General features: G+C 68.6%; 18 protein-coding genes, 1 tRNA gene, 1 pseudogene and 1 CRISPR repeat array. Of the genes and pseudogenes, 7 read left to right on the forward strand and 13 right to left on the reverse strand.

Annotation, left to right across the window (positions count from 1 at the left end; all coding sequences use genetic code 11):
* Positions 1-175: 175 nt before the first annotated feature.
* The 3 genes from ACIODU_RS01335 to ACIODU_RS01345 all read left to right on the forward strand — a co-directional run bounded on the left by ACIODU_RS01335 (position 176) and on the right by ACIODU_RS01345 (position 4,416).
* Positions 176-895, forward strand: coding sequence for a sugar transferase (locus tag ACIODU_RS01335; RefSeq protein WP_356418656.1), 720 nt, complete (start codon positions 176-178; stop codon positions 893-895).
* Positions 896-969: 74 nt separating this feature from the next.
* A complete protein-coding gene (locus ACIODU_RS01340; protein WP_401762551.1) occupies positions 970-3,315 on the forward strand; it encodes a (Fe-S)-binding protein in 2,346 nt (781 codons plus the stop codon).
* A gap of 108 nt (positions 3,316-3,423) precedes the next feature.
* Entirely contained in the window at positions 3,424-4,416 is a 993-nt protein-coding gene (locus ACIODU_RS01345; protein ID WP_401762554.1) for a Yip1 family protein, read from the forward strand.
* Between the two features lie 74 nt (positions 4,417-4,490).
* Here the strand turns inward: ACIODU_RS01345 and dcd are convergent, their stop codons facing one another.
* A complete protein-coding gene (gene dcd / locus ACIODU_RS01350; RefSeq protein ID WP_356418651.1) occupies positions 4,491-5,066 on the reverse strand; it encodes a dCTP deaminase in 576 nt (191 codons plus the stop codon).
* Between the two features lie 88 nt (positions 5,067-5,154).
* On the reverse strand, positions 5,155-5,385 hold the full coding sequence (locus ACIODU_RS01355) for a hypothetical protein (RefSeq protein WP_401762557.1): 231 nt from the start codon (positions 5,383-5,385) through the stop codon (positions 5,155-5,157).
* 148 nt (positions 5,386-5,533) lie between these two features.
* Here ACIODU_RS01355 and ACIODU_RS01360 point away from each other — a divergent pair.
* Positions 5,534-5,607 (forward strand) — tRNA-Gly (locus ACIODU_RS01360).
* Between the two features lie 51 nt (positions 5,608-5,658).
* Here the strand turns inward: ACIODU_RS01360 and ACIODU_RS01365 are convergent.
* The 11 genes and pseudogenes from ACIODU_RS01365 to ACIODU_RS01415 all read right to left on the reverse strand — a co-directional run bounded on the left by ACIODU_RS01365 (position 5,659) and on the right by ACIODU_RS01415 (position 12,030).
* Positions 5,659-6,810: a tyrosine-type recombinase/integrase gene (locus ACIODU_RS01365; RefSeq protein ID WP_401762560.1), complete on the reverse strand. Its 1,152-nt coding sequence runs from the start codon at positions 6,808-6,810 to the stop codon at positions 5,659-5,661.
* Positions 6,810-7,013, reverse strand: coding sequence for an excisionase family DNA-binding protein (locus tag ACIODU_RS01370; protein ID WP_401762563.1), 204 nt, complete (start codon positions 7,011-7,013; stop codon positions 6,810-6,812). Before ACIODU_RS01370 ends, ACIODU_RS01365 begins: the two co-directional genes overlap by 1 nt.
* A pseudogene (gene repSA / locus ACIODU_RS01375) lies at positions 7,006-8,407 on the reverse strand (replication initiator protein RepSA). Before repSA ends, ACIODU_RS01370 begins: the two are co-directional and overlap by 8 nt.
* Positions 8,404-8,574, reverse strand: coding sequence for a hypothetical protein (locus ACIODU_RS01380; protein WP_401762566.1), 171 nt, complete (start codon positions 8,572-8,574; stop codon positions 8,404-8,406). The pseudogene repSA and the gene ACIODU_RS01380 overlap by 4 nt, the downstream one beginning before the upstream one ends.
* 5 nt (positions 8,575-8,579) lie before the next feature.
* Positions 8,580-8,765, reverse strand: coding sequence for a hypothetical protein (locus ACIODU_RS01385; protein ID WP_401762569.1), 186 nt, complete (start codon positions 8,763-8,765; stop codon positions 8,580-8,582).
* Between the two features lie 90 nt (positions 8,766-8,855).
* Positions 8,856-9,137 (reverse strand): hypothetical protein, encoded by a 282-nt coding sequence (locus tag ACIODU_RS01390; protein WP_401762572.1) that lies wholly within the window; start codon positions 9,135-9,137, stop codon positions 8,856-8,858.
* 15 nt (positions 9,138-9,152) lie between these two features.
* Entirely contained in the window at positions 9,153-9,341 is a 189-nt protein-coding gene (locus tag ACIODU_RS01395; protein ID WP_161306717.1) for a mobile element transfer protein, read from the reverse strand.
* Positions 9,342-9,356: 15 nt separating this feature from the next.
* A complete protein-coding gene (locus ACIODU_RS01400) occupies positions 9,357-10,058 on the reverse strand; it encodes a DUF2637 domain-containing protein (RefSeq protein WP_401762575.1) in 702 nt (233 codons plus the stop codon).
* Between the two features lie 20 nt (positions 10,059-10,078).
* The gene (locus ACIODU_RS01405; RefSeq protein WP_401762577.1) at positions 10,079-10,267 is read right to left on the reverse strand and encodes a hypothetical protein; all 189 of its coding nucleotides are present in this window, start codon (positions 10,265-10,267) and stop codon (positions 10,079-10,081) included.
* Positions 10,268-10,352: 85 nt separating this feature from the next.
* On the reverse strand, positions 10,353-11,696 hold the full coding sequence (locus tag ACIODU_RS01410; RefSeq protein WP_401762580.1) for an FtsK/SpoIIIE domain-containing protein: 1,344 nt from the start codon (positions 11,694-11,696) through the stop codon (positions 10,353-10,355).
* A gap of 4 nt (positions 11,697-11,700) precedes the next feature.
* Positions 11,701-12,030 carry a hypothetical protein gene (locus ACIODU_RS01415; RefSeq protein WP_401762583.1) on the reverse strand — a complete coding sequence of 110 codons (330 nt, stop codon included), beginning with the start codon at positions 12,028-12,030 and terminating at the stop codon, positions 11,701-11,703.
* Between the two features lie 135 nt (positions 12,031-12,165).
* Between ACIODU_RS01415 and ACIODU_RS01420 the strand changes: the two genes are divergently transcribed.
* The 3 genes from ACIODU_RS01420 (at position 12,166) to ACIODU_RS01430 (ending at position 14,757) form a co-directional block, all read left to right on the forward strand.
* Positions 12,166-12,939: a GntR family transcriptional regulator gene (locus ACIODU_RS01420; RefSeq protein ID WP_401762586.1), complete on the forward strand. Its 774-nt coding sequence runs from the start codon at positions 12,166-12,168 to the stop codon at positions 12,937-12,939.
* Between the two features lie 13 nt (positions 12,940-12,952).
* Positions 12,953-13,465 (forward strand): GNAT family N-acetyltransferase, encoded by a 513-nt coding sequence (locus ACIODU_RS01425; protein ID WP_401762589.1) that lies wholly within the window; start codon positions 12,953-12,955, stop codon positions 13,463-13,465.
* A gap of 806 nt (positions 13,466-14,271) precedes the next feature.
* Positions 14,272-14,757, forward strand: a complete 486-nt coding sequence (locus ACIODU_RS01430; protein ID WP_401763488.1) for a gamma-glutamylcyclotransferase family protein — start codon at positions 14,272-14,274, stop codon at positions 14,755-14,757.
* A 68-nt stretch (positions 14,758-14,825) separates the two neighbouring features.
* A CRISPR array of direct repeats spans positions 14,826-15,213; the repeat unit is 29 nt; unit sequence GGGTCCATCCCCGCAGGCGCGGGGAGCAG.
* Positions 15,214-15,477 lie beyond the last annotated feature (264 nt).

Genomic DNA, 15,477 nt, shown 5'->3' on the forward strand with positions numbered 1-15,477 from the left:
GCGGGGTGTACGCCGGCACGCGGGACACCTCCTGCGGCGAGGCGGCCGCGTCCTGCGATCGTTCTGTCATAACTTTCACAAAGGCCCCGAAAGTTCCCGGGGAGCCCCGTGAACCCTCCTGAGCCCCTTGAGCCCACTCCAGCCCTCTTGAGCCCGGAACGGTCAGGTGTCCGCCATGGAACGACTCACGTCATGGGTGGCGAGGCGAGCGGCCCGGCTCGCGTCACGGGTGGCCGGACGCGCGGCCCGGCTCGCGGACCCCAAGCGCCTCCTGGACCTGACGCTCGGCTCGGTCCTGCTGGTTCTGGCGGCGCCCGTACTGGTGGCGGCGACGGTCGCGGGGGCGGTACGGGGCCGGCGCCGCGGCCGGGCCGCCCTCACCGCCGACCGCCGCACCGGCCTGCACGGCCGCCCCTTCGTCCTGCACGCGCTGCGCACCCGCCGCTTCCGCCTCGACCTGCTGTCCCGGCTGCCCCAGGTCGTACGGGGCGACCTGTCCCTGGTCGGACCCGCCCCGCTGCCCCACGGCTCCCCGGCGGCGGCCGCTCCGTGGCGGCAGCTCGTACGGCCGGGCCTGACCGGCCTCGCGCAGCTGCGGCGGCACTCGCCGAAGCCGTGGGACGAGGCCCCGCTCCTGGACCAGCACTACGTCGAGCACCACTGGATCGGCCTCGACCTCCTGATCCTGGTCCGTACGCTGCCGGCCCTGCTCCTGGCAGAGCCGGGGCCGTACCCTCCGCACCCTCCGCGGCCTCCCCGGCGCGCCCCGGCGCACGTACGCGCGGCGCCCGCGCCCCGCTCTCCGGCCCGCGGGCGCGCCCCAGCGACACAGATCACCACCCGCGCCACTACATTGCGTCGAGACAACTGGGTAACCTCAGCACGAACCGATTAAGTTACTGATTAGTACGAGCGCGGGACCGGTACCCGTGCCGACCTTCCACCCGCGCAGGCCCGAGGAGCCCCCACATGCAACTCGCCGCGATCATCGTGTCGCTGGTACTCGGCGTCGTCGGCGTGGCGCTGTTCGCCCGAGCCATCGCGCAGATCTACCGCTTCGTGCGCCTCGGCCAGGACGTCCCCGCGGGTACCCGGACCGACGCTCCCAAGCAGCGCACCCTGACGGTGGCCAAGGAGTTCCTCGGCCACACGCGGATGAACCGGTGGGGTGTCGTCGGCGTCGCGCACTGGTTCGTGGCGGTCGGCTTCTTCTCGCTCGTGCTGACGCTCGTCAACGCCTTCGGACAGCTCTTCCAGGCCGACTGGCTGCTGCCGGTGATCGGCGACTGGACTCCGTACGAGGTGTTCGTCGAGCTGATCGGCGCGCTGACGACGCTCGGCATCCTGACGCTGATCGTCGTCCGTCAGCTGTCGCTGCCGACCCGCGCGGGCCGCAAGTCCCGTTTCGCGGGCTCGAACTTCGGCCAGGCGTACTTCGTGGAAGCGGTGATCCTCGTCATCGGGGTGGCGATCCTGCTGCTGCGCGGGCTGGAGGGCGCGCTGCACCACGCGGACGGCTACCAGGCCGCGTACGTCATCTCGTACCCCCTGGTCGCGGCCTTCAGGGGACTGAGCCTCAGCACGCTCCAGAACCTCGTCTATCTGATCGCGATGATCAAGATCGGGACGTCCTTCGTCTGGATGATCACGGTCGCGCTCAAGACCGACATGGGCGTCGCCTGGCACCGCTTCCTGGCCTTCCCGAACATCTGGTTCAAGCGCGACGCGGCCGGCGGCACGGCGCTCGGCGCCCTGCTCCCGATGACGAGCGGCGGCAAGGAGATCGACTTCGAGGAGCCCGGCGACGACGACGTCTTCGGCGTCTCCCAGATCGAGCACTTCTCGTGGAAGGGCATCCTCGACTTCTCGACGTGTACGGAGTGCGGCCGCTGCCAGTCGCAGTGCCCGGCCTGGAACACGGGCAAGCCCCTCTCCCCCAAGCTGCTGATCATGTCGCTGCGCGACCACGCGCACGCCAAGGCCCCCTATCTGCTGGCGGGCGGCGGCAAGACGATGGAGGGCGAGGAGAAGGCGACGCCGGAGCAGCTGGCCGGGGTGCCGGCCGCCGCGCTCGCCGAGGCCGAACGGCCCCTGATCGGGACGCTGGAGGAGAACGGGGTCATCGACCCGGACGTGCTGTGGTCGTGCACCACGTGCGGCGCGTGTGTCGAGCAGTGCCCCGTCGACATCGAGCACGTCGACCACATCCTCGACATGCGCCGCTACCAGGTGATGATCGAGAGCGCGTTCCCGAGCGAGGCCGGGACGATGCTCAAGAACCTGGAGAAGAAGGGCAATCCGTGGGGGTTGCAGAAGAAGCAGCGGCTGGAGTGGACGAAGGAGGTCGACTTCGAGGTCCCGGTCGTCGGCCAGGACGTCGAGGACCTGTCGGAGGTCGACTACCTGTACTGGGTGGGGTGCGCGGGCGCGCTGGAGGACCGGGCGAAGAAGACCACCAAGGCGTTCGCGGAGCTGCTGAACATCGCCGGTGTGAAGTTCGCGATCATGGGCGGCGACGAGAAGTGCACGGGTGACTCGGCACGGCGCCTGGGCAACGAGCCGCTGTTCCAGCAACTCGGCCAGGAGAACGTGGCGTTGCTGAACATGGCGTTCGGCGAGGACGACGAGGACGCCACCACGCGCAAGCCGAGGTCGGCGAAGCGGATCGTGGCCACCTGCCCGCACTGCTTCAACACGATCGCGAACGAATACCCGCAGCTGGGCGGGGAGTTCGAGGTCATCCACCACACGCAGCTGCTGCAACACCTGGTGGACGAGGGCAAGTTGGTGCCCGTGACGCCGGTCGAGGGTCTGATCACGTACCACGACCCCTGCTACCTCGGCCGTCACAACAAGATCTACACCCCGCCGCGCGAGATCATCGCGAGCGTGCCGGGCCTGCGCAGCGAGGAGATGCACCGTCACAAGGAGCGGGGCTTCTGCTGCGGCGCGGGCGGGGCGCGGATGTGGATGGAGGAGCGGATCGGCAAGCGCGTCAACAACGAGCGGGTGGACGAGGCGCTTTCGCTGAACCCGGACATCGTGTCGACGGCGTGCCCGTTCTGCCTGGTGATGCTGACGGACTCGGTGAACGGCAAGAAGAACGAGGGCGCGGCGAAGGAATCGATCCAGGTGGTGGATGTGGCGCAACTGCTGCTGGATTCGGTACGGGTGCCGGCGGGGGTGGCTTCGGCGGTGTCACCGGACGCCACACCGGACCCGGCCGCGTCGCCCCAGCCGGAGGCGAACCCGAACCCAAACCCGAAGCCGAACCCGAAGCCGGAACCGACCCAGGACGAGGCCCCGGTCCAGTAGCGGACCCGGCGGGAATGGCCCTTAGGGGATGTCACAGCTCGGCAGCAAACCCCGCCCGGCCCCGTACCGCGTCGGCTGTACGGCTCAGGAGCGGGTACGTTCGATGACGTGGCTGGATTCAGGATCGGACGCGGCCGGGACAACCGCACCTCGCGACAGCAACCGCAGCGGCAGCAGCAACAGCAACAGCAGCCGTACGGACGGCAGGCGCCGCCCCCGAGCTACGGGGGAGGCGGCCAACCCACTCCTCCGTACGGGCAGCCGCCACGCCCTCCGCAGCAGCAGTGGCCGCCCACGGGCGGTGGACAGCGGTACGGCGGCGGCCAACAGCAGCAGCAGTACGGCGGCGGCCACGGCGGCCCCGCCCAGGGCGGCGGCGCGCACGGCGAACCGGAGTACTTCGGCGACCCGTACGGCCAGCAGCACCAGGGCCAGGGCGGCGGCCGGGGAGCCGACCCGTACGCCAACAACCCGGGCCACACGCAGATGTTCAGCGTGAACGAGGACCCGTACGGCGACGGCGCGACCTACCACGCCGGCGCCGCGGCGGCCCCCGCGGGCCCGCGGCTGGCCTGGAAGGACCTGCTGAGCGGCATCGTGCTGCGCCCGGCCCAGACCTTCCTCCAGATGCGGGACTACCCGGTGTGGGGCCCGGCCCTGACGGTGACGTTCGTCTACGGCCTGCTGGCGCTCTTCGGCTTCGGCACGGCCCGCGAGGACACGATCGACGCGACGCTCTCCACGGCCGTCCCGTACGTCCTGGTGACCGGCGTGACCTTCGTCATCGGCGGCCTGATCCTGGGCGTGGTGACCCACACCATGGCCCGCCAGCTGGGCGGCGACGGGGCCTGGCAGCCCACCGTGGGCCTGTCGATGCTGATCATGTCGATCACGGACGCCCCGCGCCTGATCTTCGGCGTCTTCCTGGGCGGCGGGAACTCCCTGGTCCAGGTTCTCGGCTGGGTGACCTGGATCGCGGCGGGCTTCCTCTTCACGACGATGGTGAGCAAGAGCCACGACCTGCCGTGGCCGAAGGCGCTGGGAGCGTCGGCGATCCAGCTGATCGCGCTGCTGTCACTGCTGAAGCTGGGCACGCTGTAAGGACTGCCCCAGGGTCATGGCCTCCCCCTCCCCTTCCCCTTCCGCTCCTCCCCGTCCTTCCCCTTCCCTCCCTCTCACACCTGAGTGCGATGAAAGTTTTGGAAGGACCGGGAGGCGGTGGGCCCACGCTGCCCCTGATAACGGGACCCGTACCGCTCGGAACCGTACGGGAACTCCGCCGGCGAACTGAGCCGGAACAAGCACAACTGCCCGATCTTCATACCGGGCCAGAGCTTGATGGGCAGAGTGGCGAGATTGGACAGCTCAAGCGTGACGTGCCCGGAAAACCCAGGATCGATGAATCCGGCGGTGGAATGGGTGACGAGCCCAAGCCGCCCGAGGCTGGACTTCCCCTCCAGCCGGGAGGCGATGTCGTCGGGCAGCGAGATGACCTCGTACGACGAGGCCAGCACGAACTCCCCGGGATGCAGGATGAACGCCTCATCGCCGTCCGGCTCGACCTGGCGCGTCAGATCGCTCTGCTCGACGGCGGGGTCGATGTGGGGATAGCGATGGTTCTCGAACACCCGGAAGTACCGGTCGAGCCGCACGTCGATGCTCGACGGCTGCACCATCGATGCGTCGTACGGTTCGACACGTACGCGTCCGGAGTCGAGCTCGGCCCGGATGTCCTTGTCAGAGAGAAGCACGCCCCGAGGATACGCAAGGAGCACGAGCCACCCGCAATCGGCCAACGCGCACCCCGAGCGCCCCCATCCCCAGAAAAACCCACAACCCCTAGAAAGCGCCCCCCGCACCCCCGGTAACCCCCACGGCCACCTTCCCCACCACGGCGTCCACGTCCCCCGCCCCCACCGGCACGGCATGCCGCAACCGAGCACACCGCGGACACCGAATGAGCCGCCCGGGCCCGATGCGCCCGGCGTCGAGCTGCTGCATCGGAAAACTCGACGTACGGAACACATGCCCCTCGGCACAGCGAACAACAGGGCGCTCGATCAGATCCATGAGGTCCTTTCCCCAACAAACGCGGACAAAGCCCCACACTAGAGGATCCCCAGAACACCCCACCCCCGGCACCCCGCCCACCCACCCGCCCGGCCCCCCAGAATGGGGTAGAGTGTCCGACGACGCGAGGCAAACAAAGCCTCCCTCGGCGGGTGTAGTTTAATGGTAGAACATGAGCTTCCCAAGCTCAGAGCGCGAGTTCGATTCTCGTCACCCGCTCCACGACAAACCCCCAGGTCATTGACCCGGGGGTTCTTTGTTGTCTAGACCTCTTCAGGACCCTTGTGCCCGTTGCGTGCCCGATGACAGATCGGCGTTCTTCCGGCGCTGGGCCTGCACCATCTGGTCCAGGCCAGCCGCCACTTCCTGCTGACGCTCGTGGTCCGAGTGCTGGTAGATCAGCGCGGCACGCTCCGAGGACTGCCCGGCACGCACCATGGTGTCCTTGAGGGTGGCCCCGGACCGCGTCGTCAGAGTGTGTCCGGTGTGGCGCAGATCGTAGAAGCGGAAGTCCTCCGAAAGGCCGACCGCGGTCCTGGCCTTGCGCCACTTCCGGCCCAAGGACGACCGCCTGAAGGGCTTGCCCCGCTCTCCCACGAACAGCAGCCCGTCTGGACCCTTCTCGGCATACCAGTCCAGATGCCGCCGCAGATCGGTCCGCAGGAAGGCAGGCAGAGCGACCAGCCTCTTACCTGCGTCCGACTTCGTATCGCCGATCGCGCGCCGTCCAGTGGTCAGCTCCGGGGCAGCCATACGAACCCTGATGGTCATCGCGTCCAGGTCCACATCCTTGCGGCGCAGCTCTGCCTGCTCCTCCGGTCGCATGGGGCCGTAGGCGCCGAGGTAGACCATCAGCCTCCAGCGAGGACCGAGCACATCAGCGAGGGCATCGACCTGAGCGACGGTGGCGATTTGCCGTTCCCCCGGCGACTCCTTCCCCGCCCCCTTGATCCGGCAGGGATTGCGGCGGATCAGCTCGTCATCCACGGCCGTTTCCAGGATGGCCTTGACAAGCCGGTAGGACTTGGCGACGGTCGTTGGTGCACCCGTGGTCGCCAGCCGCTCTGCTCGCCAGCTACGCACGCGGGGAGCGTTGATCTCATCCAGGTCCCACGCGCAGAACGTAGGCAGGATGTGCAGACGCAGGAGGCGCCGGTACAGCTCCTCGGTAGTCGCCGACAAACCCCGCTCCGCAACCCACTTGAGGGCGTAAACCTCAAAGTTGATCGCGCCAGCATCGGGGTCTTGCCACTCCCCCTTACCAATCTCGCTCTGTCGGTCCGCAAGCCAGTTGTCCGCGTCGCGCTTCGTGGGAAACGTCCGCGGCGCCGGCCGGTCGATACCATCAGGTCCCAGGTAGCGCGCCTGATACCGCCCAGATGCCAGCTTGCGAACACGGCCGAACGATCGCTTCTTAGCTGCCATCAGGCCACCGCCCGCAGTCGCCGGGCGGACGGCCGAACCGTGTTGGAGGCGATGAAGGTCGCAATGACGCTCTCCGAGATCCGGACGTGTCGGCCCACCTTGACGTACTCGATCCTTCGTTCCTCGATCAGCCGCCGGGGGAACCGGACCGTGGTGCCGAGCAGTTCGGCGACCTGTTCGACGGTCAGCAGTCGGTCAGCCATGCTCACCACTCCCCCCCTCTTGGAGTTCGGCTCGTACTTCGCGGGCGGTTTCGCGGTTGTGTTGGATGTCGCGGTGGATGTTGGCGGCGAGCCAGGATTCGCCGGGGGTGTGGCCGTGTCCGGCGTAGGTCCAGTGGGCGACCGTGAGCGTGGTGGCCTCGGGGTTGTCGTCGGGGTTGGGCAGGCCGAGGGCGGTGCGTTGTTGGTTGGCGCGGTAGTCGGCGCGGACTTGGCGGAGTGCGCCGAGGGTGGTGGAGTAGCGGCGGGATTTGGTGGAGAAGTGGCCGCGGAAGCCGAGCATGTGAGCCCACGCCCACAAGCGGCGGTCGGGGTATGCCGCGTCGAGGTCCCAGCAGGCCCGGATGAGGCGGCGGGTGTGGTCGGGCAGGTCGGGAAGCTTGTCGAGTTCGGCGAGTTCCCCAATCCGGCGGTCGACCGTGCCGGTGGTCTCGGCGGCTTTGGTGGCGTATTTGGCGACGTAGGAGGCGACGGCTTGTTCGGTGAGGTCTTCGCCGTTGCCGAAGGCGCCGATGGGCTGGACGTCGAGCTGCGTGCCCCAGCGCAGGACCCGGGCCGGGTAGTCGCCCGCGGCTGGGAGGGCAATCTCAGCGCGGGCGGCGGCGGCACGGAGTGCGTCGGCGAGCAGGTCGAGGGTGGCCCAGGCCGGCGGCGGGGAGTCCGGCCCGTCGGGTCCGTCGAAGCGGATGACCGCGTGGAAGTGGATCGCACCGCGCTTCTGGTACTCAGCAACCTTGCCGTACGAGACCCGCAGGCACTCCCGTAACGCCTTCTGGGTGACGCCGGCGCGAGCGGCCAGTTCCCGGGGGAGGTAGATGGTGACGTAGCGCCACAGGTGCCCGGCGTGGTTGTTCCACAGCACCGCCCCCGCGTAGTCATACGTAGCAGGGTCGAGTGCGGTCCCCAACTCCGTTGCTTCGTCTGGGTGTTGGGTGCCGCACCGACAGCGCCCGGAGGTGGGCCGGTTGTGGACGGGGCCGAAGCTGGGGGCGGTGAGGGTGGCGAAGACGCGGGGGTGGTCGCGGACGGTGTGGGGGGTGCCTTTGGCGGGGTCGCCGGTGAGGCCGGCGCGGATGAGGTGGTAGGTGTCTCCGGCGTAGGTCCAGGCGCAGGAGGGGCAGCGTGAGGCCCGCCGGTTGCCGCAGGCGACCCGGAGCCGTCCGCCCGGTTCGGTGTCGGTCGAGTAGGCGTGGAGGACGGTGCCGGTGGCGGGGTCGATGGTCTTGGTCCCGCCGGACAGGTGGATGGGGTCGGCGCAGCCGCCGGTGCGGCGGATCTGGTCCTGCCAGCGGTCGAAGCCGGGGGACCCCGGCCACCCTCAGGAGATCCCCCAGGGTGGTCGGGTCCAGGCCCGCCAGGGTGGCGGAGTCGCTCACTTGTCCTCCTGCTTGGAGGGGTGGGCGTCGATCCAGTTCTCGGCGCAGACCTTGTGGACGGGCTTGCCCCGGTCGGAGCGGAGGGGGGTCGGTGTGCCGCAGAGGACGCAGGGCTTGTCGCCGGTGTGGTCGAAGTGCTCGGACGAGCGCCAGTTCAGGAAGGCCATGGCGCTCACCGGCCGGCGCGCACGAGGGCGGCGGCGAGGGTGACGTGGCCGGTGCCGTTGCAGGTCCGGCAGACCACGGTGATGGTCTGGCGGGCGCCATCCGGGCGGCGGGTGCCGGTGGTGATGGCGACGGTGGGGAAGCCGTCGCAGTCCTGGCAAAGGCGCGTCCGGGCAAGGGTGTGCTGGGACATGATGGGATCTCCCTTTCGGGTCCGTTGGATCTGGGATGGGTGGGCACCCGGGGCGGCGGATCTTTGGCGAGAGAGCCGCCCCGGGGGCTGTTACTTGCCGCGGTGAGGGCGTTTGAGGGTGAGGCCCACGCCGCCGGTGGCCGAGAGAACGGCGACCGTCGCGGCGGCGGCAACGTGCAGGGTCACGGCGACCATGAGGATGATCAGGGCGATACCACCGGTGATCGTGACCGCGAGCAGGATGGGCCCGGTGTAGTTGCGCGGTGCGGCCCGGACAATGACGATCTGTTTCGGGTCGGTGCCGGGCGGGAGCTGTCCGAGCAGGTCAGCGGGGATGTGACCGGCGTTGAACTGGTCCTCGGGGTAGCGCATGAGGGTCACCTCCGGTCAGGGGTTGCAGTGGTGGGTGCGGGCGGCGAGTTCGGCCGCCGGGCGGCTGTCGTAGTCGGCGGAGAACCCGCACTTGGGGGCGGTGCAGGCGGCGGTGTGCTTGGTCCGTCCCCGGCCGTCGGTGTGGGTGCCGACCTGGACCGGACCGATACGCAGCAGGTCGCGGAAGCGGTTCGGACGCGGCATGAACTTCCCTCCTTGTCAGGCGAGTTGGGCGGCGATCGCGTCAGCGAGCTGCGGCGGGACACCGAGCCTGGCCCGCAGCGTGGCCGGGTCGATCTCCTTGCCGGTCGCGGTGTGGTGTGTGTCCGCGATCTTCCGGGCGTGATCGAGCAGAGCCGGAGGCACCGGCGAAACGGTGACCGGCAGCGGCGCCGGGGGCAGCTCCGGGACCGTGGGGGCAGGGTCGGGAACCCGCTCCACCTCGATGTCCGCGACTTCGACCGCGGTGGGTTCCGTTTCCGGTTCGGCCAGCGGGGCGGGGCCGTCGTTTGCCGGGGTGGCGACGAGGTTGTGCACCTGTCGCATGAGTGCGCCGAAGGCGAGGAGCGCGGCCGACGGAGGCACCGCGGCCACGACGTAATGCAGGCGGGGTGCACCCGCGCCGACTCCGGCGACGTTGAGACCGATCGACCCGAGCGACCCGGCGACCGTGAGGCCGATGGCCCACCAGTCGGTGACACCGCGCAACGCGGCCCGGAACATGAGGACTTCACCGGCCACGATGAACAGGTCGAGGGTGGCGGGCCAGGCCCAGGTGCGGGCGTTGGAGGCGGCGAGGCCGTTGGTCTTAGCGACGTCGGCGAGGTGGGCGTAGGAGAGCCAGAACGCCACCGCTGTCAGGGCGAGGATCACGACTCCCGCGGTGAGGATCGCGGTCCGTTCGGCTTCCTGTTTCGTCATGCGAGGGTCCTTCCGTGTGGTCAGGAGGTGGTGGTGCCGGGGCCGAAGCAGGCCAGGCAGAAGCCCTCCTGCTGTACGACGTTGCGGTGTTTGCGGCCGACACGGACGCTCACGGTGACCTGTCCCGAGCCCTTGCACACCCCGCACTCGGCAGGCTGAACGGGCACCGTCTTCGGGGTGGTGCGAGCGGTGGTGGTCTTCCGGGCCATGGCGGTGATTCCTTCCGGTTTCAGGCATGGGCGGGGTAGGGACCTGGCGCGAGAAGGCCGCGCCAACCTATGGAGCAAGGGGGTGTTACTCGGTCACGGGCCGAGCGGTGACCAGCGGCGGCGCCTCACCCGGGACCACCACGTCAGGAACGCTGGGGCGGAAGGGGGCCAGGGCCGGAAGGTGCGGGGTGAGGTGCGCGTACTCCCGGCAGACCGCCACCGCTTCCGCCGGGCTCATCTCCGGTGTGCGGATACGGGACCAGCCGCCGGACGAGTCACCGGCCACCGCGACGCCGGGGCGGTCCGGGGCAATCGTGGTCACGGCCGACACCGCGTCAGGGGCGATGTCCCCGAGCCCCATTTCGGCGGTCTGCTTGTCATTCACGCGATGGATCACACGGCCGGTGAGCTGGGCACGAAGGGTGGTGGCGCCCTTGCCGAGGTCAGAGCCGAAGCGCTGCCCGCAGATCTCCAGATAGATCCCGACCGCGCGGGCCATCTGACCGAGACGGATCATCTGCATGACCATCCGGTCCCGCCGCTCCTCATCCTTCCTCGCCGCCGTGAGGAACAGCTCCGCCACCTCATCCACCAGCACCACCAACGGCACCGGCCGCACGGCCTTGGGCAGCTCCCACAGGTCCGAGACCTGATGCTCACTCAGCAGGCAGAACCGGGAATCCATCTCTTCCACCAGGGCATCCAGCAGCGCGGACGCCTCATCCGGTGTGGTCGCCAGGGCAGACAGGCGCGAGGCGAAACGGCCCTGCTCGACACCGCGTTTGCAGTCGATGCCGACCAAGCCCACGGGGAGCCTGGCCAGACCGGCAATGAGGTTGCGCTGATACATCGACTTGCCCGACTGATTCGCACCCAGGGTCAGGGCGTGCGGGATCTTCCGGTAGTCACGGACGAACGCGCTCCCGTCCTCCCGCAGCGCCACCGGCACCACCAGCTCCCCCGACGCGATCCGGCGGGGCATCCGCACCCGGCGCAGCACGTCGTACCCCGTCATCCGCAGCTCGATCACACCCGGCTTCGCTTCCACCACGTGGACGGAGTGGACACCCCAGGCGTGGCGCAACCGCTCCGAGGCGGCGGCCACGTCGGCGGGCTCCAGACCGGCCGGGAGCCGCAGCGACACGAGCAGTCCGGTCGAGGTGCCCCGGACGCGGCGGACCTTGGGCGGGACGGGCTGTACGTCGCGGCGGGCGACGTTGCGGACCATGAACGCCCGCAACCGGGAAGGCTGCACCGTCAGCCCGCACACGTCCATCGTGGACCCGTACGTCACGGTGAACCGGCCGATCGCAACCGGCATGCCCACCAGTGACCAGTACACCCGAGGCGCCCGAGCCTTCGCGTAACCGAGACCACCCGCAGCCGCTACAGCCCCGGTGACCTCGGCGATCGTGGTCAGATCCGACATGGCGTCAGATCCCCGCCGTGATCGCGACCGCACGGAAGGAGATTCCGTGGCGCTTCTGCCCGTTGAACTCGTTCTCCCAGTCCCGCGCCTTCAGCCCGATCACCGACACCGGCGTCCCCGGGGTCAGCTTCTCCGGGATGCCCGTGTTCGGCACGGTCACCTGGTAGAGGTTCCCCTCCCCCTCGTCCGAGATCAGCAGACCCACCGTCGCGAGCTGAGCACCGGTCTCCCGATCCACCGCGACCTCACCGGTCTGCTTGTTCACCAGCTTCGGCACCGGCGCCGTCGCCACGAACACCACAGCGGTCGACACATCAATCTTGAAGGACGGCATGCGTCACTCCTCAGTCGAGGGCACGCGAATCAAGCGTGCCAACTGGCTTGAGCCACTTACTGGCTCAAGCCAGTTGAGCATGACGTGGTGCGCCGGGTCAAGCATCTGGCTTGAGCCAGTTGCTAGACTCTTCACATGACCCCGTCCGACGCCCCGGCTCAACAGCCGCCCAGCAGGCGCATCGCCGAAGATCTACGCCGCAAGATCGAAACTGGAGAACTTCCGAGCGGCGCCAAACTGCCGTCCGAACGAGTGCTCGCCGAGAAGTACGGAGCAGCCCGCAACACCGCACGCGAAGCCGTTCGGCTACTCGCCGAGCAAGGGCTTGTCACCGCGAAACACGGCAGTGGGGTATTCGTGCGGACGCCACAGCGACTGTTCCGCTTCGGCAGTGACCGCTACTCGCTCAAGAACCGAGAGACGGGACTGACGCCCTTCCGGCTCGAAGCGAAGCGCCAGGGCAAGGTAGCGAGGATCGATGTTCCCTCGATCGCCAGGGAGACTCCGCCGGCCGACGTGGCAGAGCGACTGCGGGTTTCCGCGACCGAAGAGAGCGTCGTGCACCGCGAAAACCACTACTTCGCGGATGACGAGCCAGTGCAGATCGTTTCGACGTACCTACGGTGGGACGAAGCCAAAGGGACGCTGCTCATGCAGCCCAAGACGGGGAAAGACGGGATCTACGGTCGCCTTGAGGATCTTGGACACGTCATGACCCGGGTGCGCGATGAGATCAGCGCCCGGATGCCGACACCCGAGGAAGCCGCAACACTGCAACTCCTACCAGGGGTCCCGGTTCTCGAAGTTCTGCACACCAGCCTTGACCAGGATGGAGCCCCGTTCGAGGTGTCACGCTATGTCCACCGGGCGGACCAAACCGGCTTGCTCTACGAACTGCCCGTCGAGTAGCTGGGAGATACTGGTGGAGAGTGTGGTTGTACGCCCATTCGAGGACAGCGATCTACCTGGCGCCGCCTCCGCACTGGTCGATGTCCACGAGACGGACGGGTATCCGGTCGAGGGCATCGAGGACCCGGAAGCCTGGATCAGGTCTGACGACACTTTGGCAGCGTGGGTAGCCGAATCAGACGGCAAGATCGTCGGTCATGTGGCGGTGATGCGAGCCCTTCACGAAGCCGCCGTCGAGTTGTGGACGAAGCAGAGCGGCGACGACGAATCCCACATCGGAGTGCTCGCCCGGCTCTTCGTGGTCCGTACGGCCCGGAAGCATGCGACAGGCCAGCAACTCACCGAGGCCGCCACAGCCTACGCGCGGGCTCGGGGGCTGCGTCTTGTCCTCGATGTCATGACCAAGGACGCCTCAGCGATCCGTCTCTACGAACGGCTCGGATGGCGCAAGATCGGCGAGACCGTCCACCACTACGGCGACAGCGAGTCCATCCCAGCCGTCTGCTACGTCTCCCCGACCGACTGAGCTGTTACAGGTTTCTCTACCTCATCAAGTGCCCGCGCAAGGCGCGGGCTGGCCCCTTGTGCCCGGCCCTCTGCGCCTTCGGCGCCCAGGCCGGACACCTGGGGCCGCAGCGAACTACGGCCCCGAGTCGAGAACCAACCCACGGGACAGGACAGCCTCCGGCGGGGGCGCTCAGACTCCGGGATGGGAGGGGCGCCGTACGCGGGTACCGGCCGGAGCGTGGCGAGCGTTGTGGGCTCCCATCCCGACCACCTTCGACCCAGGCAAAGCCGAGCAGCCGCGGCCCAGGGCGTCAAGGTCGTTCGTACAGTGGCGCGCTCCACCTTGACGCCCTGAACCACGCCCGCTCCACGACGTGTGGGTCGAAGGCGGACGGGATGGGAGCCGGGGCGAGTGGTGGGATGAGGTGGGTGGGGAAGGCGACGGGCGGCGTGCCCGTTGCGTGCCCGATAGGGCGGGGAACCACGGGGAAAAGGGGAGATGAGCGGGCGCGTCAGGAAGGGCGCGAGGATGGGAATAGTCGCTGGTCAGAGGCCGTTTCTCCGCTTGATCAACCCGCGATTCCCAAGCTCAGAGCGCGAGTTCGATTCTCGTCACCCGCTCCACACAAAAGCCCCAGGCCAGCGGCCCGGGGCTTCCTTGTTGTCTAGTCCATTCCGAGGACCGCGCACCACTTGTGCACGACATCTGGCGGTCAACAGGAGCAACGAACCGCGCTCCGGAGACCTGTCGAATATTCATTCGGACACGTTCTCGAATTCTGACTATGCCATGTACCTGCCCAGCTCACGATGACCGGACCGACCATGTGCCAAGCAAGCACCCAGTCCGCCCCGGCCTTGGCCGCTCCTGGTCTCCAGCGCCGACTTCCGCAAGACGCCGCGGCCCTTTTCGTTCATGGGACGCTCCAGTTCGATGCCGTACTCGAAGCCTTGATCGGCCGAATACCCCAGGGTGAAACAGCCAGCGCGCCCGGTTGGCGCGCGGCGTCCCTGGAGGGACGCGTCTACCCCGGGCTCGTGGCCTCCCCCGACGCTGCGGCGCCCGGCCTGCTGCTCACCGATCTCAGTGAGCGGGAATGGGCGATCCTCGACGCGTTCGAAGATGACCGATACGACCTACGCGAGGTACGGCTGACCTCCGGAGGGCGCGGGCTCGCCCATGTCTGGCCCGACGGCGAAGTCCGAAGCGAGGACTGGGACGCGAAGCAGTTCACGGCCCGTCATCTCCAGGACTACGCCGCACGATGCGCACGAATCGCCCCGAGACTGGCTGCCGAATTCGGTCAGTAACCTGACCGCGTTGGAGGGGGCCCAGAGGCCCTCGAACGCTGGTGAGCAAGAGACACGGTGAACCCTCAGGTTCCACCCCTGCGGGCGCGGGGAGTAGCCAGCGAGCCCGGCGCGGGGGCATTTGATCGGTCATCCCCGCAGGCGCGGGGAGCAGCAGGCCCTCGCGGAGGCCGTGGCGGACGAGGGTCCATCCCCGCAGGCGCGGGGAGCAGTTGAGGCGGTGGTCGGCGACGGTACCGGTGTAGGGTCCATCCCCGCAGGCGCGGGGAGCAGTGGAAATCGGCACGATCGGCGCCGACGAGCTGGGGTCCATCCCCGCAGGCGCGGGGAGCAGTGGAAATCGGCACGATCGGCGCCGACGAGCTGGGGTCCATCCCCGCAGGCGCGGGGAGCAGACCATGCCGCCGACCGGGGAGGTGATGGTGGCGGGTCCATCCCCGCAGGCGCGGGGAGCAGGCTGCGTGACCAGCGGGTTTCCTAGCGAGCAAGGAGGTTTTGAACCAACTGCAGCGAGAGCGACAAACGGGGCAAATCGGCCAACTAGTCGCATACAGCTCTCCAGCGAAACAGGTTACGGCGGCCCGCAGACCGTCGCCAGTCTCCCGCCGAGATCACGGAATCATCGTGCGGGCCGAGCCGGCCCCATAGAAGACGTCGGACTCCGACGCCCTCCCTCCCCCGCACCACACACAACGGCATCCTGCGGTCAGTCACGGCTCA

The organism is Streptomyces sp. NPDC088261 (genome assembly GCF_044740805.1).
Classification (GTDB): domain Bacteria; phylum Actinomycetota; class Actinomycetes; order Streptomycetales; family Streptomycetaceae; genus Streptomyces.